The sequence below is a fragment of the Vibrio sp. D401a genome (genome assembly GCF_030248515.1).
GTDB classification, from domain to species: domain Bacteria; phylum Pseudomonadota; class Gammaproteobacteria; order Enterobacterales; family Vibrionaceae; genus Vibrio; species Vibrio rotiferianus.
In genome coordinates this window covers 1-25777 of record NZ_JAHGAI010000006.1, presented here as the reverse complement: position 1 = coordinate 25777, position 25777 = coordinate 1, and the positions used below count along the sequence as shown (strand labels likewise).

The window sequence follows — 25777 nt, the reverse complement described above, 5'->3', positions numbered from 1 at the left end:
TCAAATCACGTTCAACTAAGGACAGTACATGATGGTTTCTCAATCTCGCTCAATCAAAGCTCTTAAACTGGCAAGTACGTTTATCGCCGCATTTGCACTCAGCAGCAATCTGGCTCTGGCTAACCCAAACGAGCGCACACTCAGTCAATTCAACCAAGCGGCGCAGGGTGACTCTGGTTTAGTTGATACCGTTTACGGCGAATTATCCAAACAACTTGAAGAGCAGGGCGCAACGCCGGTGACCTTGGTTTACTTGGGCAGTGCGGAGACGTTGCAAGGTCGTGAGGCGTTTATGCCTTGGAACAAGATGAAGTTCACCGAGCGCGGTCTTGCCACAATCCAAAAAGGTTTGGACTTAATGGCGAATCAGCCAGTACCACTGCAAGAGCAACAACGCTTACAAGGCTTGCCGGAATACCAATTAGCCACCGCCATGGCAGCCACCACATTTACTTCTCTACCTGACATGTTCAATCACTTTGAGCGTGGCTACGAGCTGTACCTTTCATTGCTCGATGAGCCGAGTTTTAGCCAACAACCTTTCGCGGCTACTTCGTGGATTTATCGCTACGCCATTGAAGCAGCACTACGCGCTGAAGATGTCCAACAAGCCAAAACATGGTTAGCGCAAATGGAGAAGTTGGGTGACAGCAATTTAGAAACGCAAACCGCGAAAGCGCTGCTAGCGAAATATTAGGGAGGCGTCATGATCGTTTTTAATCAACTTAGTCGCGATTACGCCCTTGGCAGCCAAACCGTGCGTGCATTGCGAGACGTGTCTGGTGAAGTATTTGCCGGCGAAATGGTGGCATTGTGTGGACCGTCGGGCTCAGGCAAAAGCACCTTACTTAACGTGCTTGGCATGCTGGATACTCAATACCAAGGTCAGGTGACGTTTGCTGGCAGCCCATACCCAACCGGACAAATGCAGGCGGCGAAAATGCGCCGTGAAAAGCTTGGTTTTGTGTTCCAAAAATTCAATCTTGTCCCCGTGATGACAGCGTTAGAGAACGTGGCTTATCCGCTACACCTCAACGGTTTTTCAAAAGCAGAACAAACCGAGCTCGCCACACAAATGCTAGAACACGTTGGCTTGGGTGAGTTTATTCATCACATGCCCGATAACCTATCTGGCGGTCAGCAGCAACGCGTGGCAATTGCTCGTGCGTTAGTGCACAAACCAGCGTTGGTGATTGCTGATGAGCCAACCGCAAGTCTTGATAGCCAAACTGCCAACAAGGTCATCGACATTATGAAAGGGCTTGGACACGAGCTTGGCACCACTTTTATCGTCGCTACACACGACCCTCGTATGGCATCCCGCTGTGACCGCACCATTGAGTTGGTGGACGGCAAAATTACCCAAACGCACGCAAGTGTGGAGGAGGTTTCATGGGCAAGCTAATTCCTGTTTCGGTTCGCCTTGCTTGGTTGAACCTGCAACGCAATCGCCGCCGCAGTTTATTGTCGATGCTGATCATCGCCATTGCCGTGTTTGCATTAACCAGTGCAGGTGGCTTTGGCCTGTACACCTACGACAGTTTGAAAGAGTCGACAGCGCGTGACACGGGGCATCTGACGTTAACCACACCGGGTTACTTCGCTAAAGAAGAAGAGATGCCACTGAGTAACGGTTTAACTCACGCCGACGATATCACCAAGCAATTGATTGGGTTGAATGAAGTGCGAGGTGTGCAACCACGAGTTGAGTTCAGTGGTTTGATTTCCAACGGTAACAAGTCCTCGATCTTTATCGGCATTGGCGTGAACGAGCGCGAATTCGATATGAAAGGACCGTTTTTGGATGTGCGCGAAGGGCAAACGCTGTCCAACATTCACGCATCGCGTTATGACCCTGCAGAGCCAGAAGTGATGCTCGGTGTTGATTTGGCGAACAACCTAAGCGTGCACGTTGGCGATTGGATTACCTTGCTGGCGACCACAACTGACGGCGCATTGAACGCGTATGACTTCAAAGTACGTGGCATCTATTCAACAGGCGTACCAGAGCTTGATAAACGCCAGTTGTACGTGCACATCAACAGCGCGCAATCGTTGTTGGGCTCAGACAAAGTCAGTGCGTTATCTGTCTTCTTGTTCGACACCAGTTTAACTAACCAAGTCGAGCAACAAGTGGCTTCGGTTCTGAGTAAGCAAAAGCAGAACTTTGGCGATCAAGATATTGAGATTACGCCTTGGCAAGAACGTGCGTTCTTCTATCTCAAAGTGAAAGATTTGTACGACCGCATCTTCGGCATCATGGGCGCAGTAATGGCGTTGGTAGTCTTTGTCGCCCTGTTCAACACCATGACCATGTCGGTCACCGAGCGTACCCGTGAAATTGGCACCTTGTCAGCGCTTGGTAGCTACCCTCGCGAAATCATTGCTGGGTTCTTGCGCGAAGCAGGGTTACTTGCGGTGATTGGCAGCTTAATCGGCGCTTTGTTTACTGCGTTAGTCACCGTCTTACTGATGGTCGTGGATGTGCAAATGCCGCCACCGCCAGGACGCACAGAAGGTTACCCATTGACGATTTACTTCTCTTGGGAGCTGGTGGCTGTCGCAGGATTCGCGGTATTGATGATTTGTTTGGTTGCGGCGTTTTTCTCGGCACGCAAAGGGGTGAACAAGCCAATTACGGAGGCACTGATTTATGTTTAATTTCAAATCACTATTACCAATTGCACTGCTGACGGTAAGCGGCATCGCAAGCATGAATGCCAGTGCGAATGAAACTGCGCTAGATGCACTGCAAGTTGCGCAATTGATTGAAAAAGCGGACAGTTACCGCTTGCACGATGATTCCTCCAAAGTGGTGTCACTGGTGCGCTTATATCAAGACCAAGAGTTAGATAAAACTCGCCTCTATCACGTGTACACGCGCCCAAATCGTGAATCACTGGTGGTGTTCAAATCTGCGGTTGAAGCCGGGCAAAAGATGCTGATGATGGGCGACAACTACTGGCTGCAAATGCCAAAGAGTCGCCGTCCGATTCGTATTACGCCGATGCAAAAGCTGCTTGGTGAAGCGTCTATCGGCGACATCTCAACCCTGACGTGGAGCCAAGATTATCAAGGTGAATGGAAAGCGACAGAAACTGTTTCGGTGAATGGAGAAAGTGTTGCGGCTTATCACCTTGCCTTAACCGCGAAAACCAAAGGGGCGAGTTATCAGAAGATCGACTTGTGGTTGTCTGAGCAAGATGCGTTTCCAATCAAAGCTGATCTTTATTTGCGCTCTGGCAAACTCGCCAAGCAAGCGCAATACGGACGTGCAACCGACAACGGCGAAGACTACGTCAGTGAGATGACCTTGCTTGATAGCATTCAGCCGAGCAAAAAAACCGTTATCGAGTACCAAGAAATCGTGCCTTGGCAACTGGACAATAAGTTCTACAACCCAAGCTATTTGCCTAAAGCCAACACGACTCAGCTTTAGTTTCAACTCCGTAAACAGAGCGATTAAAACGAGCAAGGAAGTCACATGAAACCGCACCAGCTTAACCTTAACAAAAGCACCAGTCTGTTGATTGCTGCGTCATTGTGTGTGGGCGCTGCAGCCCCAGTTTTTGCCAATGATGAACTGAGTTTTGAGTGGGATTGGGCTGTCAGTTACGAAACTACCAAGCAGCGTGATAGCGCATTTATGCAGGCGCAGGGCAGTTCTCGTGATTCACTTAATGCACTGTTGGATGTGCAGGTGAATTATCAGAACTTCAGTGGTTTGTTCGCTCTGTATAGCCAAGGTTTGTACCTCAATCAACAAGGAAAGAGTGATTGGTGGAGTGAAGCTGATAACCAATTGCTGATTAGAGAGCTGGCTTGGCTAGGGGAGTGGCAAGTCGGTGATACCACTCTTGATGTGAGTTTGGGTAAGTTACGCGTGGATTGGGGCGTGGGTTATGGCTACCGACCTTTGGATCTGTTTAAGCCTTATCGACAAAACCCGGTTGGCTTAGTCGCAGAAGAGGGGGCGGGTGTGTTTTCACTCTCACACTACGATATGGCAGGCGAGTGGACGGTGATTGCAACGGATTCAAGCTGGGGGCAACAAGACCAGAGTGCTCTTGATCAAGCCGCAGAGCAGCAAGGTGTTGGTATTCGTCGATACGCGCTGGTGGGGGACACCGAGTATCAACTTATTGGTTATTACGATGATGTGCGCCGAGGTTTGCTTGGCGCCAGTGCCATTGCGGTGTGGGATGAATCCATCGCCATGCACGGTTCCATGCTGTGGCAAAAGCAAAGTGTCGGCTATCAGTTTCAGCAGGCTGATCTTTACCAACCCGTTTCGGTTGAGGAGCAGGGAAGCGCATTCCAAGCCTTAATTGGATTGAACTGGGCAAACCAAGCCGGACACAACGTGATTGCTGAATATTGGTACGACAGCAGAGCATGGTCGAAAAGCGAATGGCAACAAGCAATAGAGCGCGGAGAATTACTCTCTCAACCCCTTAATTCCCAAACGTCTCTACTTGCGACAAGCTACGCTCAAGGGTTTCAGCATGCCAATATCGTTCAGCATAACGTAATGCTGCACTGGAGTTGGGATGTAGAAGCATGGGCTGCATGGAACGGCAAAGCAAATATGGGCTGGCTAAGTGATGTAACCCCCACGTTGGATGTGATGTTGTCGCCACAAGATGGTGGTGTGATTGTCACGCAGTGGCTCAACTACCAATGGATTGATACTGGCGATCAAAGTGTAGAAGTGGAAGTTGCCGCACGCTTTTTAACCGGAGACGACCAATCTGCTTACGCACAAATCAATGATAAGCATATGATTGTATTTAACATCAAAGGGAAATTCTAAATGTGTTCAGCAAAATCAGTGGTGAAAAGTGGATGGCCGCGTAGCTTATTAGTGACCACGGCATTTTGTCTCTTTATCGCAGCAATGACGCTCTCGGTTTGGGGCGGTCCATTCTACATTCATGTGGTGGTTAGCTTTGGATTTGGCTATTCGGCTATTTTCTTCTCATGGTTGATTGACCGTTTGTTTCCAACCATTCCACGTATGATAGAAGTGGTGTGTTCGCTTGTTGCTTGTTTATTGTTTGGGGTGATTAATGCGCAATTTTGGCTCGGAGAGTATTTTGGTATCTCCGATATGATCCCTGTTGGTTTAATGGGATTACTGTTTAGCGGTATGTGTTATTTCTATTTTTACTCGCGTGAGAAAGAGGCGGTTGCTCAGCGAGAGTTGGAAGCCATCAAACGCGAGAAAGCAGAGCAAGATCGTGCGCTGTTGCTGAGTCAGCTTAAGCAGATGCAAAGCCAGATTGAACCGCATTTTTTATTCAATACCTTGGCAAATATCAGTGCGCTCATGTCGCAAGATGTCGATAAAGCCAAGCTGATGCTAGAACAGTTAACCGCGCTGCTGCGTGCAACGCTTAAAAGCTCACGTGAAGAACACACCACCATAGACAATGAAACGGCGTTACTTGAGGCTTACTTGGGCATTCAGCAAACCCGTTTGGGTGATCGACTCAGTTACAAGATTGAGGTGGAAGAGGGGTTAGGCAGAACCGAATTACCGCCGATGATGCTACAACCCTTAATAGAGAACGCTATCATCCATGGTATTGAGCCAAAGCGTGAAGGTGGCGAAGTGAGTTTGCTCATTAAGCGCGAACAGCAGAACTTGAAGATTGAAATCAGAGACACAGGTGTTGGCTTGAATCACGTTAGTGGGCACATGGGTTCAGGCGTGGGTTTAAGTAATCTCAAGCAGCGAGTTGAAGCTTTGTTCGCAGGGCAAGGAGAGGTTTCTATCAGTGAGTCTGCTCAGGGTGGCGTTTGTGTTCGCCTGAGTTGGCCAATGGAATCGTAATCAAGGAAGAAAGGAATGAATACAGGGTTTACTGCCATTATTGCTGATGATGAACCACTATTGAGGCGTCATCTTGATAAAAGCCTAGCTGAAGTGTGGCCAGAGCTAGAGGTAATTGCCAAAGTCGCAGATGGTGAACAAGCGTTGCAAGCCATTGAACACAGCCAACCTGACATTGCGTTTCTCGATATTCGTATGCCAGTGTTGGATGGCATGACATTAGCGCAAAAACTCAATCAACTCGCCAACCCACCTTTGATTGTATTTGTCACTGCGTACGATGATTACGCCATCAAAGCCTTTGAACAAAATGCCGCCGATTATTTGCTCAAGCCTATCTCGGATGATCGCCTCCTGACGACGTGTGAAAGAGTGAAAGCACGCCTTGCTAAGCGAGAGCAAGAAAGCAGTAATGCGCAGATGAGCAGCCTATTAGAGCAGTTGCAGCAATTATCCGCGCCACAAACGCCGCAATATCTTCAGTGGATCAAAGCGACGCAAGGGGAAGATATTCATCTGATCGCCACGTCTGATGTGTTGTATTTCAAAGCGGAAGAAAAATACGTTTCTGTGTATGCCCAACAAGGACAAGGCAAAGTGCAAGAGTATTTGATTCGTACATCGTTGAAAGAGTTGATAGGGCAGCTTAATCCAGAACAGTTCTGGCAAGTGCACCGTTCAAGCGTGGTGCAAGTATGCAAAATTAACAAAGTAAACAAAGACTTTGCTGGCAGAATGTTTGTGCATGTTGGGGAAAACAAGCTCCCCGTGAGCCGTGCATCTCAAAGTTTGTTCAAAGGGATGTAATCGCTAGAACTGCTCACTCTTTACACTGTAAACTCACAGCTCTTAACCCACATTATCAAGGAAGATAAATGAGCTATCGCGTAACCCTGCTAAATGCGACGGGAGAGTTGTCTCCACTCGCTGAGTATTTGCATCAGAAACTTGATGATCTGAGCTCACAACTTTCTAGTTACTTTGATCTCAGTAACATCGACCTGACCGTTAGCCCGTTTGATCGCAATGATGTACCGCAGACGGGGATTGGTGGCTATTGCTTAAGCGCCTATCGTGTAGAGATTCTGCTTGATACTCAACGTGCAGATATTAAAAACGTTATTGAGAAAGAACTGGCTGCGGTGCTAGCGCATGAGTTGCATCACCTGTTCCGTATGCGATCGGGAGAGAATGGCGTTGCGCTTGGTGATGTGCTGATTATGGAAGGGTTAGCTTGTCATTTCGAACGTAAGGTGAATGGAGGCATCACTCCGAGCTTGTTTGAGCAAATCAAAGATCAAGATTGGCGTCCTTTTTATGCTGAGATGAAAGACAAGCTGACCAGCTTAGATTACAACTTCGACGCTTACTTTCTTGGCAGTGATGAAAGCCGCTGGCCGAAATACATGGGGTATTGGGTTGGGTACAACCTTGTCGCTGAATATCTGGTGGACTTTCAAGGCTCTGAGCTTGATTTAGTCGGAGCAAAAGCCGAGCTTTTCTATCAATAACTCCGGCACAAGCCAGTCATAAAAACAAAAAGCGCCTAAGTCACCAGACATTAGGCGCTTTTTTCGTTTTATAGTGATGACCTCTCCGAAGAGGCGAACGTGCTTATTCGCTGATCGTCACTTTCTCAATAATGATTGGATCGCATGGTACATCATCGTGACCAAGCTTAGAGGTCGTTTTCACTTTCGCGATGCGATTTACGACATCCATACCCGCAGTCACTTTACCAAACACCGCGTAACCCCAGCCTAGGTTGGTGGTTGCGGTGTGGTCTAGGAAATCATTGTCTTCCAAGTTAATGAAGAACTGTGCCGTTGCAGAGTGCGGTGCATCGGTACGCGCCATTGCTATAGTGCCAACAAGGTTCTTTAGACCACGGTTTGCTTCGTTCGCGATCGGGGCGCGTGTTGGCTTTTCTGCCATGTCGTCGGTGTGACCGCCACCTTGGATCATAAAGCCATCGATAACGCGGTGGAAAATGGTGCCGTCGTAGAAGCCATCTTCACAGTATTTTTTGAAGTTCTTTGAGCTAACTGGTGCTCGTTCTAGGTTCAATTCAATTTCGATGTCACCGAAATTGGTGGTCATGATAATCATCTTGTTTTGCCCTTATAGGTGCTAAGTTGGCGGCATTATAGCTAAGTAGTATTATGATAGCAGAAATAAAAACAGCGACTTTTTGGCGTCGCTGTTTGCATGTTGAGTGTTTGAGGAAAGCTCTAGACTGTAAAGCGACCGACCAAGTCGTACAGTTCGTTGGCTTTGTGGTTAAGGTTGCCACTGCCTGCACGGTTTTGGTTGGCAAGGTGCGCCGATTGGCTGCTTTGTTGAGAGATCACTTCAATACGTTGTGAAATCTCTTGGCCAACTTGGCTTTGCTCTTCGGTTGCTGTTGCGATCAGCGTGTTCATGTCCATGATGTTAGCAATTGCGGCTTGGATTTCTTGCAGTGCGGCAGAGGCTGCTCGTGCTTCTTCAACCGTTGCTTCACCGCGCGCTTGGCTCGAACCCATGGCTTTCACTGCCGCATCCGACCCTGCCTTCAACTGTTCAATCATCTGATGAATCTCACCAGTACTGTCTTGAGTGCGGCTCGCTAACTGACGAACTTCATCAGCTACGACGGCGAAACCGCGTCCTTGCTCACCCGCACGCGCCGCTTCGATTGCAGCATTCAATGCCAGTAGATTGGTTTGTTCGGCAATGACTTGGATAACTTCTAGAGAAGACGATATGTTTTGTACATCGCTCTCTAAACGAGAAATCACTGAGCCTGCTTCAGATACTTCTACAGCCAATGCTTCAACAGAGTTCGCTGCGGAGTCTACGATGTGCTTCGCTTGTTGTGCATTCTCATCGGCATCTTTTGCTGATTGCGCAGCTTGGTTAGCGTTGCTGGAAATCTCGTGCGCCGTTGCTGTCATCTCGGTCATTGCCGCAGCGACTTGCTCGGTTTCTTCTCGCTGACCAGAGGCAAGTTCGTCAACTTGAGAAGCTCGCTGAGACATATTGTTGGTTTCAGAAACGACTTCTTCACCAACATGGCTCACACTCTTAATAATACCCTGTAGGCTTTCTACAAACTTATTGAAGTTGTTACCGAGCTGTTTGAACTCAGGCACATTTGATTCTTCCATACGCGCAGTCAAGTCTGCATCGCCTTGTGCGAAAGAGTGAATTGAAGCATCAAACTGCTCAATAGGCTTCATGATACTGCGGTTAACAAACACAGCGAAGACCCCAACGATGGCGGCAATCGAGACACAGAACAGAGCGATAGCAGTCAGTGTTGTGTTGAGAGCTTGGTGCGCGGCTTCTTCCATGTTTGCCACAATGGCATCGATATCGTCAGTGTAGAAGCCCGTACCCAGCATTAGATCCCATTCAGGAATAAAGACGGAGTAGCTTAGTTTTGGTAGGGCTTCGCTCTGACCGAGTTTCGGGAAGTAATAAGTGGTGAACTCGCCAGTTTTGGAGTTTTTGAGCAAGTCCTGAATCAGGTAGTTGCCTTTCTTATCCTGCAAGTTATAGAAGTTTTCCCCGATGCCTTTAGTGTTTTTACCCACCACGACACGCACGCCTTTTGAATCGTAACCGAAGATGTAGCCGGATTGACCAAACTCTAACTGTTTCAAGGTAGGCAGTGCTTCTTCAAGTGAGGCGTTTTGAGCGAGTAGCGGTTCGACAGCGGAACGCGCCATTTGGACGTAGTTTTTGAGCTCGGCTTTTTTCATCTCCATCATCTGACTTCGTGTCTGCTCAATTTCGTGTTTATTGTAGGCGGTGGTTTGTAAATAGGTAAACCACATCATACCTATGGCTATGGTTAGAACAGGTATGATGGAAAGAATATAGAGTCGCTTTCTTATGGTTAGATTCATGTAGACTTCCTTACTTCTCGGCTCTGCGATACAGTGTTATGGGCTTGTCCCCACAACTGTTATGTTCATATTTTGTTCTTGTTATGGTTAAAGACTACCCGAACTAAACTGAGAGAAGTATTGGAAATTGCAAATCTAAGACTAAGGTATTATCTAAACTGGTAACCGATCACATTTAACGTGAACACGAACCGTTATTGCAGCGAGAAGTGCCCGTTAACCAGTAGGAGACGCGGTAGCGGTTTTTGGCAAATTTGAGGTAAAGCCAGTCTGCAATAGGTTTGATAATGCGCCAACGCAGTGGAGCGTATAACCAACCACGACCAACCAACTGCCATGCTCGATGAGTTACATCCAACCCAAGCAGAAGTTCGTCCTTCTCGTTGAGGGCGTGCAAAATGGTGTTGGCTTGCTCAGGATCGATCTGTGGATAATCAGCAAATGCGTCGCTGTAGATATCGACGGTTTTGATCTGCTGCTTGGTATCGCGCTGTTTTAGTGCGTTCATCTCTTTGGCGCACAAGGGACAAGTGCCATCGTAAAATACGGTCAGTTTGGCCATGATTGAACTCATTGTTGGCTGTTCTTATCCCTTTTACGCAATTATTTTTCTTTTAGTTCATTGTCTTGCAAGTAATGCAGCCAATTATCGCGGATGTTGCCGTAATTGAATTGGCAGAACTCTTTGCGATCACGTAAGTAGTCTTTTTCTACTTCATCGAGTAAGGCTTTGTATTGCTCAGGATCGCTGCCGTAAACCAGACACAGGGTAGAGAAGTAACGCTGCAGATCGAAACTGTGCTCATCAATGTACTCGCCAAAATCGTAGTAGTCCGGTCTGTCGTCGGATTCGAATGCGAACATGTCCGCAGCACTGATCGCCACATCGGCACCGTCATCAACGTAATCAATCAGCAAGATGGTGGCGAAGTTATCGACCGCATCTTCCTCTTTACCCAATACAGGAATGTTTTGATCGGCAATGAAAGCGTGTCCACCTTCGTGCAATAAAGTGTGCAGCAAAGTATCGAGTGCGCCTGTTTTCGGTGCTTTACCGTAACGTTCTTGGTACTTGTTGTTGGTAAAGTAATTGAATGATTCTAGATAGAAGGTGTAGGGAATGTGGATGGTGTGGGATTCTGGATCGTAAAGCGGACCATCTTCACCACCGTAGGTCAGCGTTAATGTTTGATCAAACGGGAAATAATCATCAGAAAGCTGGACAAAGATATCGTTCACTTCACTGTTTTCAATTACTTGCGCAGCAAAGCGATCGTCGGCCGTTTCCGTTGGGAGGTATTCGATTTTAATGTTTTCGCTCGCAGACGCTGTGGCAGCAAACAGCAGCAGAGAGGTAAACGCAGAGTGACTTTTCATTTTCGGAATCTTGTTATTTGTTTGGTTTACTTGAAAATTATACATGCTTTTTATAGTGTGCGCGCTGGAGGGCACATTGATGAATAATCCATTACTACTGAAACCCCGCATCCAATAGGCGTCGTTGACTGAGAACGCAGCAACAACGCCACGAGAAATCGTTCCGTGGCATACATTTACTCTATTGAGGTAACTGCCATGAAAAAACACTGGTCCAAATTTCAGTACCTGCACCAAGTGGTGCAAAACCAAAATATCCACATCAAAGGCACCCACAGTTACTACAGCGATTGTTGGGATAACGGCTTTGAAGATTCGGTCGTGCGCTATCTGCATGGCGATGAAGTCAGTAAAGCGTGGCAGCCAAGGTGGGAAATCGATCAGCTTTACATTGGTGACTACGTTTGTATCGCGGCTGAAGCGGTCATTTTGATGGGCGGCAACCATAATCACAGGACGGACTGGTTCTGCCTGTATCCGTTCCTTGATGACGTTGAGCAATCTTACCAAGGCAAAGGCGATACCGTGATTGGTGACGCAGTTTGGATTGGCATGCGTGCGATGATCATGCCCGGTGTCACCATTGGGGAAGGCGCAGTGATTGCCGCAAACAGCGTTGTGACCAAAGATGTCTCGCCTTACACCGTGGTCGCAGGATCTCCGGCAAAGCCTGTTAAGCTTCGCTTCGAGCAAGACACTATTGATAAGTTGCTTGATCTGAAAATCTATTCGTGGAACGAGGCTAAGTTCGAGGCTCTTCGTGCTTTCATCTGTAGCAATAATATTGAACAGTTGATCGTTGCGGAAGCAAACTATGAAGGTGGCGAATAACACTGAAATGAGGAAAATTTTCAGCGATATGTTATAATCCCGCTCCGTTGTAACGAGAACGCTTGTTGCAAGCTTGAGAATTTCCCTGGATTCGGCTCGTTCAAAATTCCATGAGTCAGAGTTTTTAAACTACGATGGGATACAAGCAAACCCAAATGTTAGGGCGCCATTTCGGCGCTCTATTCGTTATGACGGGAAGGAACTTTGCTCGATAGTGATGATCACTTTCTGTTTATGTAAGGGAGCCCGATAGCGGTTCAGAAAGTGTCACTCGGACAATACTCACAACATGATATCCGTCTCGTACAGGCAGTCATTTTTGCTTGTCTATGAAGAGGATAAGAAGGAGCTTAACAGGCTCCTTTTACATTTTAGGGCTTGCGAATAGCGCGTAAATCAGAACATCGCTTAACGACCGTCCCTTAAACTAGCCTAAGGCGCATTTAACACAACCTTTTGAGTATTTTCGGAAAAATTTGGCGAGAAAATTTGCTATTGAACAGAGCTTAAACTAACACTCAATCATTACGGAGGATGAAGAGAACAATAATAAGAGGCGATATGAATCATTTAATATCTGTAGGTGCACTGGAATCCTTTTTGGTTGCGATTAGTGTGCTTTTTTTGGGGCATTTTATTAATGCTAAACTACCGATCTTAAAGAAATTCAACATACCTGAGCCGATTGTAGGTGGCTTGATTGTGGCCTGCATCATTACTGCTCTTCATTTTAACGGCATCGATTTGGAATTCGACTTGCCGTTGCAAAATACATTCATGCTGATGTTCTTCTCTACCGTTGGTTTGGCAGCAAATTACACTCAGTTAATGAAAGGGGGCGCGAAGGTTTTTATCTTCTTAGCAGTCGCGTCGTTCTACATCATCATTCAAAACGGTGTCGGTGTTTCACTGGCAGCGGCATTGGGTTTAGATCCGCTGATGGGGCTTATCGCTGGTTCGATTACTCTATCAGGTGGTCACGGCACGGGGGCGGCGTGGTCACAAACTTTCCAAGACGTTTACGGTTTGAATAACGTATTGGAAATCGCGATGGCGTCAGCAACATTCGGTTTGATCATCGGTGGTATCATCGGTAGTCCGGTTGCGCAGCGTCTGGTCGAAAAGAATAACATTGAATCTGAGTATGGTCGTGGTGGTCGAGATGCCAAAACCCACGAGAAATTCCCAGAGTTGGTGACGTACAACGAGTACGAAGAAGACAAAGTAACCGCGAAAAAAGTGGTTGAGAAACTGTTCTTCCTATTGATCTGTGTAACAGGCGCTAAGTACGTAGAACAATGGGTGAGCACTTACGACATTCAATGGCTGATGATTCCAGACTTCGTTTACGCGTTGTTCATCGGTGTGATCATCACTAACTTCTTGGAAGTGACCAAGATTCGTAAGTTGGATGCCGAAACAGTCGACATGTTAGGTACGGTGTCGCTGTCTCTGTTCCTAGCTATGGCTCTGATGAGTCTGAAACTGTGGAACATCTTCGACCTAGCGATCCCATTCTTGGTGATTCTGGGCGTGCAGTCAGTGATTCTGGCTATCTTCACCTACTACGTAACGTTCAAGGTGATGGGCAGCAACTACGATGCTGCGGTTATCGCAGGTGGTCACTGTGGTTTCGGTTTGGGTGCTACTCCAACGGCGGTAATGAACATGGGTTCTATCGTAAACCGCTTTGGTCCATCACCACAGGCGTTCATGGTTGTGCCGATTGTTGGTGCCTTCTTCATCGACATCGTTAACTTGATCATTCTACAAGGCTACATTTCGTTCCTTGGCTAGATAGATTAAGACGCCAAATAAAACAAAAGGTCACAGTGTTGCTGTGACCTTTTTTGTATCTGGCGTTTGCCAACGACGAGCTGCGTCTGTCTATACGCAAGCTTTCATTTTCAAGCGGTTCTTGTTGTCGCGATTAGCAAGAACTTGCTGGTGGTCATCAATTACCCCCAATGTTTTCGCCATGCGATCGTAAAGCACAACGTTCACCGTCGCGGCTAGGTTCATACAACCATGAGTTGGTACGTACACCACGTGATGCGCCTTATCGACCATCTCTTGCGGCAGTGAGCCGTCCTCCGGCCCAAACACATAAATCGCGTTCTCTGGATGAGTGAAGTGCGGTAGCGCCGTTGCACCGACCACTAACTCAACACAAACGATTTCCACATCGTCGGCAACATTAGCAGTGAGGTCTTCCATCTCCACTAATTGAATGCGCTCTTGTGAGTTCTGGGTGTCGGTCTGGAATTTGACTGCGCGGCTGTAGCGTGTGCCGTTGTAACGAACTTGCGCAGCGTCGTAGCAGCCTGCGGCTCGCAATACAGCGCCAACGTTGGTTGGACTCTTTGGATTGTACAGTCCAATAATGGCTGTTGGCATGGTGGTCATGGTTGATGTTCTGCTTTTCAAAAATTCTTAATAACAGCGCTAGGCGCATTAAGCGGGAGATTATGAACTTAACCACGCCGAAGCGCTATTGTTATAGGCTGATTATTTTTGCGTTGAAGCAAAGAGAATGAAGATTGATGGTGCTGAAAATGAAAAAGCGAGGACAGTACCTCGCTTTTGATGTGTGGTTTTGCTTGTGCTTGTGCTTGTTAGTTCACGGTGCGGCTGAACTTGATGCTAGCTGTCCAAGCAAGCACACCGATGAAAGCGTAAATCCCAACGTTCATCCAACCTGCATCTGGAATCGCGCTGAACGGGTTTGGCGCAAGAATCGCGTGCAGTGGTAGGTAGAAAATCGCTGAGAAGAAATCATCCAGATCATAGAAGTTGAACATTGCAATCGGCATCCATCGCAGTGCGTAAATACCAATCAAGATGACCAACAAGGGGGAGTTCACTTTCTGTGAGATTGCCATTGCGGTTAGTGCGAGCGGCAATAGCAACACGCCAGCCACTACCATTCGAAGCAAGAATTCAACCCAGTTCAGCAGTACGAAGCCCAGTGATGCTTGTCGATACAATAACGCCAACTGGTGGTCCGTTGAGACATTCAACATCCACAGCATAAAGTCCGCAGCGAAAACCAATACCGAACACACTAACGGAATCACCAATAAACCAAACGTCAGCTTCACCAGATGGGTTTTCACGTCACTGACAGGCATACTGCGCCAAAACATGATACTGCCCTCTGAGCGCTCTTTACGCAGCGTTCTTGGGAAGTATTGAGTGCCAAGCAGGATAGACAATAAACCAATGCCACCTGTGATCAGCATGTTGACGTCATCGCCTAGTTCTTTGTGGATGTCACTGACATCACCGCCAAAGCTCATTTGGAAGAACATATTGTGTTGCAGTGTCGAGCTACTCATCAAGCTGACAAACAGCAGCACACCACAGGCAAACATAAATAACGGCACGCGTGTAACCAATGGGTTCTCTAGCCATTCTTTACGCAACATCGCGACAATCGATTTCATTACGCTGCCTCCTTCTGCAATGCCAAGAACAGATCCGCAAGCTTGACGCCATACACATCACCCAGCCCAGCAACTTGCTCTGCGTATTGGGAAGACAGCAACCATTTAGTTGTGCCCAAGCCTTTTTGTGATGACAGTGGCTTCAGCGCTTCGATTTGCGCGCGATGTTCATCACTGGCATCGAGAATGAAGTAATCTTCGCTGATGCAGTCCATTGAGGTTTGCAGAACAGATCGACCGTGTTTAAGGATCAGCACGTCCGTCAGTAGATGTTCGATTTCCGATACTTCATGGCTCGCTATGATCAACACACGCTCGCCATCGTGGAACCATTCCAGCAAATGACGGTAGAAGGTATCGCGATAAACCAAATCCAAGCCAAGCGTTGGCTCGTCCAGAATCAGAATCTGTGTATTGGTTGCGATGACAACGGCCAAGTGCAATTGCACCTTCATGCCTTTCGATAGGGATTTGATACGCGCACGCGGCTTGATGTCGGTTTGACGAAGCATGGCATCGGCTTTGCTGCGATTGAAACCTGGGTGTACGCCCTCGGTGTAATCGAGCAGCTGAGCAACGGTCATCCAGTTTGGCAACACGTTCACATCCGAGATGTAAGACAAGCTCTGCATGATTTTGTCGCGTTGCATGATTGGCTCAAAGCCGTTGATACGAATGGTGCCCTGATATTCGTGTGCACCGAGTAGGGCGTTAATGAGAGTCGATTTACCCGCACCGTTATGACCTAGCAAGCCAAGCACTTGACCCGCTTGTAGATCAAAGCTCACGTCATGCAGCGCTTCACCCTGCTGACGATATTGCTTGGAGACGTGTTTTACACTGACTAATGCGCTCATTGATCACCTTCAATATGTGTTTGGATTTGTTGGATAAATTCATCAAGTGACATATCCAGACGTTGTAATGTGTCGGCGATCTGCGGAATTTGTTGTTCAAGGAAACGGGCTTTTTCATCAGCAAGCAGCTGTTTTTTTGCACCTTGGGCGACAAACATGCCTTGCCCACGTTTCTTCTCAATCAATCCTTCATCAACCAATAACTGATAGCCCTTCATGACTGTCAGGTGGTTGATCTTCATATCCGCAGAGACACTGCGTACCGAAGGCAAAGCTTCGCCCTCTTGCCAGATGCCTTGCAATATTTGCTGGGTGATCTGGTCAGCCAACTGACGGAAAATCGGTTGGCGATCATGCCAATGCGTCATGATTGGTTTCCTTGGCTGAGTTGGTGTTATATATACGTATAACACCTTGGCGATGGGATAGAAAGCGCCAATCTTCTTGCGCTGTTTTCTCAATCACTTTTGTCGATGAAAATTCGACACAGTTTGCACCAGAGTTTCACGCAAAATTTGCACGCAATCGCATACGTTTTAGCCCTCAAAGATTGGCAAAAAATTGATCACTTCTCATAAGTTGAGAAGTGCGAAAAAACGAGAAAATTGCGCCACAAAACTTGGTGAAAAAGTGTGTTTTTTCATTGAGTGAGAATTGGGTGAATATTCGAGTTATTGCTTTCTTATTTAATGAGAATCTAGTGGGTTTGGACCCTAGAAAACCACACGTTCAGTAGGCACTCTGACCTGCCTAAATACCGCTCAACCTGCGAGTTGTTACTCAAAGGATGAGAAAAAGGAGGCAAAGAGGTTTTATGAATCAGGTCATTTCTGTCGGTCCACAAGAGTCGTTTCTCGTCGCTATTTGTGTGTTGTTCTTGGGACAATTCGTTAACGCTAAATTACCGATCTTAAAGAAATTCAATATTCCCGAGCCAATTGTGGGTGGTTTGATTGTCGCATGTGCGATCACCGCGATGCATTTCAATGGCGTGGATTTAGTTTTCGATTTACCGCTGCAAAACACTTTCATGTTGATGTTCTTCGCTACCGTTGGCTTAGCAGCGAACTACACCCAGTTGATTAAAGGCGGCGCTAAGGTATTTATCTTCTTAGCTGTAGCATCGGTGTACATCCTTATCCAAAATGCGGTCGGTGTCTCCTTGGCAACGGCGCTCGGCTTAGACCCGCTAATGGGCTTGATTGCAGGTTCGATTACGCTGTCTGGTGGTCACGGTACGGGCGCAGCATGGTCACAAACCTTCCAAGACATGTACGGCTTGCACAACGTTTTAGAAGTGGCAATGGCATCCGCTACCTTTGGTTTGGTGATTGGTGGCATCATTGGCAGCCCAGTAGCGCAGCGCTTGATCGATAAACGTAACCTTGAATCTGAATACGGGCGTACTAACCAAACTCACGAACGTTTCCCTGAATTGGTGACCTACAACGAGCACGAAGAAGACCGCGTAACCGCGAAAAAAGTGGTCGAGAGCTTGTCGATCATCCTGCTGTGTGTCACTGGTGCTGGCTACTTAGAAGGTTGGGTGAGCAGCTTTGGCATCAAATGGTTGATGATTCCAGATTTCGTTTACGCACTGTTTATCGGTGTGGTGATCACCAACATCATGGAAGTGACCAAAGTTCGCAAAGTGGATGTTGAGACGGTCGATATTCTTGGTACGGTTTCGCTGTCTCTGTTCCTAGCGATGGCGCTAATGAGTCTAAAACTATGGAACATCTTCGACTTAGCAATCCCGTTCCTCATCATTTTGGCGGTGCAATCGGTGATTCTGGCGGTTTTCGCTTACTACGTGACATTCCGTGTGATGGGCAGCAACTACGATGCAGCGGTTATCGCAAGTGGTCACTGTGGCTTTGGTCTGGGCGCAACCCCAACGGCAGTCATGAACATGGGCTCTATCGTTAACCGCTTTGGTCCATCACCACAAGCCTTTATGGTGGTGCCTATCGTTGGCGCGTTCTTTATCGATATCGTTAACCTAGTGATTCTGCAAGGCTGTATTTCTTTTATTAAGTAATCAGCTACGCTCCACAAAACAAAAGCCAGTCCCGAGAGACTGGCTTTTTTGATTTGGCAAGTGAATACCTCTATTCTTACTTCAAGCAATGAAATCAATGCGTTAATATGCATATGTTGTTCATAGAACGATAAGATTAACGGGTAGCAATGTCAGAGTTAGGGTTCTTTATTCGCGATATTTAGGAGTTAGCGCGTTATGTCAGAGAAAATTTCCACATCGGCGTTAGCAAAAATGCGCCAGATAGAAGCCAAGCTGTTGTTTTCTGATCTGAAACGCGCGGGTTACATCGTGCGTAAAGACGACCACTGGATTTTGACCGAAGAGGGCACTAAGTACGGTGGTGAGTATGTCGATCACCCTAAATTTGGGCCGTTCATCGTTTGGCCAACCAATTTGCACATAGAGCTTGCGACGTCCTCTGGCAAAACCTACAGCGCTACCCAACTGGGCGAGAAGCTCAAACTCAATGCCAAACGCATGAACCAGTTGTTAAGCGAGTTAGGTTGGATTAGCAAATCTGACGAAGGTTGGAGCCTGACCGAAGCGGGCATACGTGCTGGGGGTCACTTGCGTGTCGATAAGGAATCGAATCATACCTTTGTGGTGTGGCATGACATAGTGTTGCGTAACAAGCGCCTTAAGCAGTCAGTGATTGAGTTTTTGGGGCAAGATGCCGAGTCTCATTCCACGGACAAGTCCCTTTCCAACTTTCGTCAAAAGTTTGAAGCCAAACACCGCACTTTAGACGGGCATTACGTTCGCTCCAAAGGGGAGCTGTTAATCGATAATTGGTTATATTTAGCGGGCGTAGTGCATGCGTACGAACGCCAACTACCAATTGCCCAAGACGTGACCAGTGATTTCTATCTGCCTAGTGGCAAAGTTTATTTGCAATTTTGGGGTAGTGACACCGGCGAGATGTCAGAAGCGGAGCAAGAGAAGATTCGTGCAGTGTACAAACAGCACAATTTCAACTTAATTGAAGTTGAAGCGAGTGAGGTAGATAGGTTAGATGAAGTGCTACCGAAACGCCTGCGCCAGTTTGGTATTCAAGCCTATTAGCCGCACAGTTATCTAGAAACGAAAAACCCGTGAGCAGTCACGGGTTTTGTCTATTCAGCGTTTATCTTTGGTCGTCATCCGAAGGATTAGAAACCTTTGATGTTTTCCGCTTCTAGTTCAGAGAAGTACTTAACCGTCTTCACTTTAAGTTCTTGTTGTGAAGGCTCATCACAAACGATCACTGCTTTAGGGTGAAGCTGAAGTGCAGAAACCGTCCATAGGTGGTTTACGCTGCCTTCTACAGCTGCTTCTAGAGCAAGTGCCTTGTTGTGACCTGTTACTAGGATCATTATTTCTTCAGCGTCTAGTAGCGTACCAACACCGATAGTCAGTGCGTACTTAGGCACTTGGTTGATGTCGCCATCGAAGAAACGAGAGTTCGCGATACGAGTGTCTTCTGTCAGTGTCTTGATGCGAGTGCGTGAAGACAGAGAAGATGCTGGCTCGTTGAATGCGATGTGACCGTCGTTACCCACGCCGCCCATGAATAGGTTGATCTTGCCGTAAGACTTAATTTTGTCTTCGTAGCGCTGACATTCCGCTTCATGATCTTCCGCGTTACCGTTAAGAAGGTTGATGTTCGCTTCTTGGATGTTTACGTGGTTGAAGAAGTTGTTGTACATGAATGAACGGTATGATTCTGGGTGATCCGCAGGGATACCAATGTATTCATCCATGTTGAATGTTACAACGTGTTCGAAGCTTACTTCACCAGCTTGGTAAAGTTCGATTAATGCTTTGTAAGTTGCTAGAGGAGTGCCACCAGTAGGTAGACCCAGAACGAATGGACGCTCAGCAGTTGGTTTGAAGTCGTTAATACGCTTAGCGATGTGTGCTGCTGCCCACTTGCCTACTTGTGCTGCCTGAGCTAACGGGATAAGTCTCATTTTGTGCCCCTAGTTATTGGAATTTAAGATGTCCTGAAACATTAATTCGCATTATAAAATAAGTAATGGCGAACTGCTATTGTTTTAGGTCAAAAATTTGCTTTTTCTTTAATCAATGTTGCTTTTCTCAGCAGTTTTCACGTTTGCTTACGATAATAGCTCACTTACATAGAAGGCGTTTGTGTCGCTAGACTAGCTGTTTAGTGTTTAAAATTTATGACTGAAATTAAGTTTTTCATGTAACTGATACGTTGAATAGAGGGTTGTTCTGTAAGATAAAGTAACAAGAAAATGCGGAAGTTATGATCTTACGCAACCTATGGTGTGGCACGGTGTTTTTTCTTTAACCATACTTAAATCGAGTTTATTGCTGAGGAAAATCGCAATGAGAAATGAACTAGACGCCACCAAAGTGCTGCAAGCATATGAATGTGTCATGAACAAAGGCACGCCAACGGAATTCGGTAAAATATATGAAGGGGTTGAAGCATTCTCTGATTATGATGGCTACAACGTTTTTATGCGAGGGAATGGCGTGGAATTGAAAGTGGGATTCCATAACACCTATCACTTGGAGTATGACCAAGAACACCTAAAAGACAGCTTCCTGAAGAAGGTTGCAATGCTGGCCAAATAGTGGGAAGTGAGCTTATTGAGTTGAAAAAGCCCTTAAAGAAATTACTTAAGGGCTTTTCTTTGACTCATCCAAGCGTGAACGCTTGGAGAGGGGCTGGAATTAATCGTCTTCTGCTAAGCTCTCTTCTGCATAGTCATCTGACGCTTCTGGTTTGTTGCGGCCGTTTAGCGTGTGAAAGCGTTTGCGACCACGAGCCAGTTGGACGTACTTCAACCAAGTGCGTTCGATTTTTGTTTTCGCTTTGCCTGGGTTTTCTAGAACTTTCACGAAGTGTTTTTCTTCGGAGTTCTCAGGTGTCAACTCGCCTGACTCTAGGCCAAGCATAGTATCCCCATAAATTGTTAGGATTTCCTCTTCTGAGAGAGTAAAATCGCCAGACTTTGCAAAGCCGCGCGGAAATTTTACGTTGTCGTAAAAACGTTTTTTGCCATGACGAAATTCAGTGTCAGACATATCAACAGCCTCTGTAACCGTTATTGATGAATGTGATGAATTACGGCGAAATTAGGCGCAAAGCTAACAAAAGAAAAACAAAACTTTTTTGTCGTCAAAATTTTAATTAGTTGTTAATCTGGTTTTATATTGACCAGGAGATGGTTTATGGATGTAAAGGTCTTTCGAACATTTTTAGAGCTGGCAAAGGTTCGTCACTTCGGACGAGCTGCTGAGAACTTATACATTACTCAAGCCGCAGTAAGCGCACGCATCAAACAACTCGAAAGTTATTTCGATACGCAGTTGTTTATTCGTGATCGAAATAACATAAAGTTGACGTCTGCAGGCGAGCGTTTGATCGGCTATGCAGAGGTGATGGTCACCACTTTACAGCAAGCTAAGCTCGAATTATCCCTTGAAGATGGTAAAGCATTACAGCTCACTATGGGTGGTACGCCGAACATTTGGGATGCTTACCTGCAAAATTGCTTGAGTGTGGTAACAGACTCGTTCAGTGGTTATGGCTTTATGGCGGAAGTCATGGGTCGTGAAATGCTCAGCCGCAGTCTTTTAGAGCGTACTCTCGATATGGCGTTTGCCTTTGACCAAATCAAAGCGGATGAGCTCAACTGCAAAAAAGTAGCGGATGTGGTGCTTGTGTTAGTTTCTACCGAGCCTGATTCTCTTGATACCGTATTTGGTAAAAAATACGTGTATGTGGATTGGGGTACACGCTTCGCTTCTGAGCATGCGGAACGTCACCCAAAAATCCCTGCCCCTTACCTTCGCACTTCTACCGCTCGTATCGCATTAGACTTCGTTTTAGAGAAAGGTGGTAGCGCATACCTACCAGCATCTTTGGTTGAGCCATTTATCGCAAGCGGGCAGCTCTACAAGGTGTCTGGCGTAGAAGATTGGTACCGCCCTATCTATTTGAGTTATCGCAAAGCTAGCACGTCTGTAGAGGCGATTAAACAGGTTGAAGAACTGGTTAAAGACATCGACCCTCTCACCGCGTATAGCTTGCAGCAAATCGCAGACATTCCTGTCGACGAGTAGAGATGATTTGTCATCTTCTAAGTGAGATTAAGAAAAGCTCTTGGTATAAAACCGAGAGCTTTTTATTTGGCTCTTCCTGAACCTAGAGTTACGGCAGAATGCATCCAGTGCTGCGCTATTAAGTCAGGTAGATGAACGACAAAAAAAAGAGCACAATAAATTGTGCTCTTTTGCCATTACAAGGGAGATAGGAGTAATTACAGGTTCATTAAACTTTCGAGTGAATCTTCCACACAATTGTAGTGATAAGTCCTTATGCTGGTGCCATCAGTTGTATTAATTTGAATTTCTGAAATTTCATTATCCGAGTCACGCTCAATAATGCCTATAGAGTGTTCCACCGATCTGCTAGTAATAACCTTGTGATTTCTAAGTACAATCACGCACGTATGTAAGTCCATGCCAATTCCCTTTAGCCGACGTTGTTGTGTTGTTCTTACCTAACCTTAGTGCACAAATTGACTAATGCCACATTTTCTCATTATTGAGTTCCGAAAATGGCTAACCTCATTCTGCATTGCAATCTACAATGTATGTGTACTGATTGAGCCCTAATGTTGGTTCTAAATGAAGGATGAAAAGGGAACACTAATATGACCATCAATCCATACGCTTCTTTAACCAGGGAGCAGTGCCAGAGAGCGCGTATGGCACGAGACAGTCGTTTTGACGGACGCTTTTACATTGCAGTGAAAACCACCGGCATCTTTTGTCGCCCTATCTGTCCTGCCAACTTACCGAAAGAAGAAAATGTCGAGTATTTCACCGATAAAACTCAAGCTTTGAAGGCTGGGTATCGCCCTTGTTTGCGATGCCGACCCGATAGCGCCCCAGGCTCTTGGGCGTGGAAAGGTGTCGAGACAACATTTCAACGCGCGATCACAATGATCGATCGCGGAGAATTGCAGAACCAGTCCCTTGCTGCATTATCGAAGCGCCTAGGGATCTCAGATCGTTATTTGCGCATGCTGTTCGAGCAATATCTTGGAATGTCACCCAAGCAATACGCTCAATACCAACAACTGATGTTTGCCAAGCAGTTGCTACACTCGAGCTCCATGTCAGTCTCTGAAATTGGGTTTGCCGCGGGGTTTAATAGTACGCGACGTTTCAATGATGCGTTTCAAAAAATCTTGCAACTAACGCCATCTCAAATACGCCGAAAAGAGTTTGATGGCATGGAGACGAATCGAATTGTATTGCCTTATCGCGGTGCGTTGAATTGGCAACATATGCTTGATTTTTATCGCTTACGTGCAATTGAGGGAGTGGAGCAAGTTACTGAAGATGCATACCTGCGCAACGTTTCTCTGGATGGCTGTCAGGCGCGATTCAAGGTCACTCAGGGCGAAGGTTACCTTGAGATGGAGTTTGATATTGAAGACGTAACCAAGCTGCTGAGTCTCGTGGCTGGTGTGCGTCGTATGTTCGACCTCGACGCGGATATCTGTACGGTGGAGCAGCACCTTGAATACATTGCGCCGGGATTAGTCAAAACACAGGGTATTCGTATTCCAGGCGTGTGGAGTGCATGGGAAGCCGGAGTTCGTGCTGTGTTAGGGCAGCAAGTATCGGTCAAAGCGGCGATTGGGCAGCTTAATTTGTTGGTAGAAACGCTCAGCAACGACCAGCAAGTACGTCACTTCCCAACGCCAGAAGCAATTGCCTGTGCCGATGTCAGTTTTTTGCGCATGCCGCAAAGTCGTAAAGACACATTGGTGCGATTTGCTCAGTACATGCAGCAGAATCCAGAAGCTGATCCGCAGCAATGGCTGGAATTAAAAGGCATTGGTCCGTGGACGGTGAGCTATGCGCAATTGCGTGGCCAATCTCAGCCTAATTGTTTTTTAGATAAAGACTTGGTGGTGAAGAAAGCCATGCCAAACTATCCGTCATTGAATGCTCATACTGCGTCGCCTTGGGGCAGTTACGCGACTTTTCACTTATGGAATCAATCATGAAATCACTTTATACGGTAATGCCAAGTCCGTTAGGCGCTGTGACCATTCAAGCCAATGAGCAAGGTTTGCTGGGAATTTGGTTTGAAACCTGTACCACCAAACCAGACGATTTGGGAGAGCGTGATGATCAACATGCGGTGCTCAGCCAGACTGTTACTCAATTGGAAGAATACTTTGCTGGGCTGCGTAACGAATTTGACTTACCCCTTGCAGCGACAGGTACGGATTTCCAAACTCAAGTGTGGCATGCACTAACGACCATTCCTTATGGTGAAACATGGAGTTACCAAGATCTGGCGAATGCCATCGGTAATCCGAAAGCGGTACGCGCGGTGGGGCTGGCGAATGGTAAAAACCCAATCTCGATTGTGGTGCCTTGCCATCGTGTGATTGGCAAAAGTGGCAAGCTCACAGGCTATGCGGGCGGGGTAGAGCGCAAACAGCGATTATTGGCATTGGAGAAGGGCTCACCACTTTAAGTGAGGCCATTCTCAGAATCCGGCAAGGTTTACCTTATTTGCTTCGATTTTGTGTAGGGTTGTTGAGCTAATAAGCAATCCAGAGCAATGAAAAAGGATAATAAGGACATGTCTTTCAAAACGGATTTTGATGCATTCATAAACCAAAGTTGGCAGCAGCATGAAGCGCAGCCACAACAAACATACACTCAATTAGAACAAGCGCTTAGCGAGGTGGAAGACACTAACCATGCTGAGCGCATCTTATCCTTGATGCTGCACACTTCCATTGGTCATTTACACGATCCAAAGCAGTTTCTTACTAGTTTAGATAAACTCGAAAACGGCGTTGCAACTCAATGTTTGGCACGCCAGAGAGCTAAAGCGGTAGCGCAGTATTTTATTGACCGAAATACGGACCACATCGCTGATTTAGACGATGTCGACCAGCGCCGCGTGTTTGCTCAGATTGCCAACGAGCTATCGGCGATGAATGAGCTAGAGCAAGCGAGCACATGGTTAGTGAATGCAGCTGCTGGTCTAGAGTCAGACAAGGTTGTAGAGCCGTTAGCGCGCTCGATTGCCATTACGGGTAACAACCTTGCTTGCCAATATGAAGAGCTTGAGGCGCGCTCTGAAGCGCAAATAGAACACATGTTAGAAGCGGCGACACTGGCACTTGAGTATTGGAAGGTTGCTGGTGGTTGGATGCAAGAAGAGCGCGCAGAATATCGCTTAGCCATGAGCCTACTTAAAGCAGGACAACCACTCAAAGCCAAAGTACACGCTGATCGCTGTGAGGCAATCTGTCGCCAAAATGGTGAAGATGCTTTTGAGCTCTTCTACGCTCATGATTTGTTGATGTTAGTGCACTATCACTTAAGCCAAGCGAGCAAGCAAACACTGACGGTGGATGACCAGAAGTATTGTGAGAACTCGCCATTGGCGTAATCTTTTCGTTAGCGAACTAGAACAAACAAAAATGTATGGTCCG

General features: G+C 46.7%; 28 protein-coding genes. 17 read left to right on the top strand and 11 right to left on the bottom strand.

All coding sequences use genetic code 11. The annotated features are described in order from the left end of the window. Positions 1-28: 28 nt before the first annotated feature. The 8 genes from KIV41_RS03230 (at position 29) to KIV41_RS03195 (ending at position 7347) form a co-directional block, all read left to right on the top strand. Entirely contained in the window at positions 29-697 is a 669-nt protein-coding gene (locus KIV41_RS03230) for a hypothetical protein (protein ID WP_285335658.1), read from the top strand. 9 nt (positions 698-706) lie between these two features. Beyond that, complete coding sequence (locus tag KIV41_RS03225) at positions 707-1405, top strand: ABC transporter ATP-binding protein (protein ID WP_005374479.1); 699 nt, start codon at positions 707-709, stop codon at positions 1403-1405. Further along, on the top strand, positions 1393-2661 hold the full coding sequence (locus tag KIV41_RS03220) for an ABC transporter permease (protein WP_009696539.1): 1269 nt from the start codon (positions 1393-1395) through the stop codon (positions 2659-2661). The genes KIV41_RS03225 and KIV41_RS03220 overlap by 13 nt, the downstream gene beginning before the upstream one ends. Next, positions 2654-3439 (top strand): outer membrane lipoprotein-sorting protein, encoded by a 786-nt coding sequence (locus KIV41_RS03215; protein ID WP_045385754.1) that lies wholly within the window; start codon positions 2654-2656, stop codon positions 3437-3439. The genes KIV41_RS03220 and KIV41_RS03215 overlap by 8 nt, the downstream gene beginning before the upstream one ends. 45 nt (positions 3440-3484) lie before the next feature. Continuing rightward, the gene (locus KIV41_RS03210) at positions 3485-4813 is read left to right on the top strand and encodes a hypothetical protein (RefSeq protein ID WP_045385752.1); all 1329 of its coding nucleotides are present in this window, start codon (positions 3485-3487) and stop codon (positions 4811-4813) included. Further along, positions 4814-5836 (top strand): sensor histidine kinase, encoded by a 1023-nt coding sequence (locus tag KIV41_RS03205; RefSeq protein WP_045385751.1) that lies wholly within the window; start codon positions 4814-4816, stop codon positions 5834-5836. Positions 5837-5851: 15 nt separating this feature from the next. After that, on the top strand, positions 5852-6643 hold the full coding sequence (locus KIV41_RS03200; protein WP_252042162.1) for a LytTR family DNA-binding domain-containing protein: 792 nt from the start codon (positions 5852-5854) through the stop codon (positions 6641-6643). A gap of 68 nt (positions 6644-6711) precedes the next feature. After that, positions 6712-7347: a DUF2268 domain-containing putative Zn-dependent protease gene (locus KIV41_RS03195; RefSeq protein ID WP_038883347.1), complete on the top strand. Its 636-nt coding sequence runs from the start codon at positions 6712-6714 to the stop codon at positions 7345-7347. A 103-nt stretch (positions 7348-7450) separates the two neighbouring features. Here the strand turns inward: KIV41_RS03195 and KIV41_RS03190 are convergent, their stop codons facing one another. The 4 genes from KIV41_RS03190 to KIV41_RS03175 form a co-directional block, all read right to left on the bottom strand. After that, the gene (locus KIV41_RS03190; protein WP_171359114.1) at positions 7451-7945 is read right to left on the bottom strand and encodes a peptidylprolyl isomerase; all 495 of its coding nucleotides are present in this window, start codon (positions 7943-7945) and stop codon (positions 7451-7453) included. Positions 7946-8067: 122 nt separating this feature from the next. Further along, the gene (locus KIV41_RS03185; protein ID WP_285335657.1) at positions 8068-9729 is read right to left on the bottom strand and encodes a methyl-accepting chemotaxis protein; all 1662 of its coding nucleotides are present in this window, start codon (positions 9727-9729) and stop codon (positions 8068-8070) included. A gap of 175 nt (positions 9730-9904) precedes the next feature. Beyond that, the gene (locus KIV41_RS03180) at positions 9905-10291 is read right to left on the bottom strand and encodes a thiol-disulfide oxidoreductase DCC family protein (RefSeq protein ID WP_285335656.1); all 387 of its coding nucleotides are present in this window, start codon (positions 10289-10291) and stop codon (positions 9905-9907) included. Between the two features lie 41 nt (positions 10292-10332). After that, positions 10333-11106 carry a DUF4344 domain-containing metallopeptidase gene (locus KIV41_RS03175; protein ID WP_171359111.1) on the bottom strand — a complete coding sequence of 258 codons (774 nt, stop codon included), beginning with the start codon at positions 11104-11106 and terminating at the stop codon, positions 10333-10335. 198 nt (positions 11107-11304) lie between these two features. On the opposite strand from KIV41_RS03175, the gene KIV41_RS03170 reads away from it, so the two are divergent. Together KIV41_RS03170 and gltS (KIV41_RS03165) are read left to right on the top strand one after the other, a co-directional pair. Then, positions 11305-11937: a CatB-related O-acetyltransferase gene (locus KIV41_RS03170; protein WP_285335655.1), complete on the top strand. Its 633-nt coding sequence runs from the start codon at positions 11305-11307 to the stop codon at positions 11935-11937. Positions 11938-12498: 561 nt separating this feature from the next. After that, positions 12499-13734 (top strand): sodium/glutamate symporter, encoded by a 1236-nt coding sequence (gene gltS, locus KIV41_RS03165; protein ID WP_010453649.1) that lies wholly within the window; start codon positions 12499-12501, stop codon positions 13732-13734. 90 nt (positions 13735-13824) lie between these two features. On the opposite strand, the gene KIV41_RS03160 is transcribed toward gltS (KIV41_RS03165), so the two are convergent. The 4 genes from KIV41_RS03160 to KIV41_RS03145 all read right to left on the bottom strand — a co-directional run bounded on the left by KIV41_RS03160 (position 13825) and on the right by KIV41_RS03145 (position 16608). After that, positions 13825-14343 (bottom strand): RNA methyltransferase, encoded by a 519-nt coding sequence (locus tag KIV41_RS03160; RefSeq protein ID WP_045385743.1) that lies wholly within the window; start codon positions 14341-14343, stop codon positions 13825-13827. 209 nt (positions 14344-14552) lie between these two features. Further along, complete coding sequence (locus KIV41_RS03155; RefSeq protein WP_285335654.1) at positions 14553-15383, bottom strand: hypothetical protein; 831 nt, start codon at positions 15381-15383, stop codon at positions 14553-14555. Next, positions 15383-16240: an ABC transporter ATP-binding protein gene (locus KIV41_RS03150; RefSeq protein ID WP_285335653.1), complete on the bottom strand. Its 858-nt coding sequence runs from the start codon at positions 16238-16240 to the stop codon at positions 15383-15385. Before KIV41_RS03150 ends, KIV41_RS03155 begins: the two co-directional genes overlap by 1 nt. Then, a complete protein-coding gene (locus tag KIV41_RS03145) occupies positions 16237-16608 on the bottom strand; it encodes a GntR family transcriptional regulator (protein ID WP_009706721.1) in 372 nt (123 codons plus the stop codon). The genes KIV41_RS03150 and KIV41_RS03145 overlap by 4 nt, the downstream gene beginning before the upstream one ends. A 446-nt stretch (positions 16609-17054) precedes the next feature. On the opposite strand from KIV41_RS03145, the gene gltS (KIV41_RS03140) reads away from it, so the two are divergent. Continuing rightward, on the top strand, positions 17055-18281 hold the full coding sequence (gltS, locus tag KIV41_RS03140) for a sodium/glutamate symporter (RefSeq protein ID WP_020195065.1): 1227 nt from the start codon (positions 17055-17057) through the stop codon (positions 18279-18281). Positions 18282-18479: 198 nt separating this feature from the next. Continuing rightward, entirely contained in the window at positions 18480-19346 is an 867-nt protein-coding gene (locus KIV41_RS03135; protein ID WP_045385738.1) for a glycerol kinase, read from the top strand. A gap of 86 nt (positions 19347-19432) precedes the next feature. On the opposite strand, the gene nagB is transcribed toward KIV41_RS03135, so the two are convergent. After that, complete coding sequence (gene nagB, locus KIV41_RS03130) at positions 19433-20233, bottom strand: glucosamine-6-phosphate deaminase (RefSeq protein ID WP_252042170.1); 801 nt, start codon at positions 20231-20233, stop codon at positions 19433-19435. Between the two features lie 385 nt (positions 20234-20618). Between nagB and KIV41_RS03125 the strand changes: the two genes are divergently transcribed. After that, positions 20619-20870, top strand: a complete 252-nt coding sequence (locus KIV41_RS03125) for a DUF3081 domain-containing protein (protein ID WP_010453585.1) — start codon at positions 20619-20621, stop codon at positions 20868-20870. Positions 20871-20969: 99 nt separating this feature from the next. Here the strand turns inward: KIV41_RS03125 and KIV41_RS03120 are convergent, their stop codons facing one another. Further along, positions 20970-21323: a DUF413 domain-containing protein gene (locus KIV41_RS03120; RefSeq protein ID WP_010453583.1), complete on the bottom strand. Its 354-nt coding sequence runs from the start codon at positions 21321-21323 to the stop codon at positions 20970-20972. Positions 21324-21470: 147 nt separating this feature from the next. Between KIV41_RS03120 and KIV41_RS03115 the strand changes: the two genes are divergently transcribed. Further along, positions 21471-22364, top strand: coding sequence for a LysR family transcriptional regulator (locus tag KIV41_RS03115; protein ID WP_010453580.1), 894 nt, complete (start codon positions 21471-21473; stop codon positions 22362-22364). A 197-nt stretch (positions 22365-22561) separates the two neighbouring features. On the opposite strand, the gene KIV41_RS03110 is transcribed toward KIV41_RS03115, so the two are convergent. Further along, positions 22562-22765, bottom strand: a complete 204-nt coding sequence (locus KIV41_RS03110) for a hypothetical protein (RefSeq protein WP_081469201.1) — start codon at positions 22763-22765, stop codon at positions 22562-22564. A 192-nt stretch (positions 22766-22957) separates the two neighbouring features. Here KIV41_RS03110 and KIV41_RS03105 point away from each other — a divergent pair, with 192 nt between their 5' ends. The 3 genes from KIV41_RS03105 to KIV41_RS03095 all read left to right on the top strand — a co-directional run bounded on the left by KIV41_RS03105 (position 22958) and on the right by KIV41_RS03095 (position 25734). Continuing rightward, on the top strand, positions 22958-24325 hold the full coding sequence (locus KIV41_RS03105) for a DNA-3-methyladenine glycosylase 2 family protein (RefSeq protein WP_252042171.1): 1368 nt from the start codon (positions 22958-22960) through the stop codon (positions 24323-24325). Beyond that, positions 24322-24804, top strand: a complete 483-nt coding sequence (locus KIV41_RS03100; RefSeq protein WP_252042173.1) for a methylated-DNA--[protein]-cysteine S-methyltransferase — start codon at positions 24322-24324, stop codon at positions 24802-24804. Before KIV41_RS03105 ends, KIV41_RS03100 begins: the two co-directional genes overlap by 4 nt. 108 nt (positions 24805-24912) lie before the next feature. Further along, positions 24913-25734 carry a hypothetical protein gene (locus KIV41_RS03095; RefSeq protein ID WP_252042174.1) on the top strand — a complete coding sequence of 274 codons (822 nt, stop codon included), beginning with the start codon at positions 24913-24915 and terminating at the stop codon, positions 25732-25734. The last annotated feature ends 43 nt before the right edge of the window (positions 25735-25777 follow it).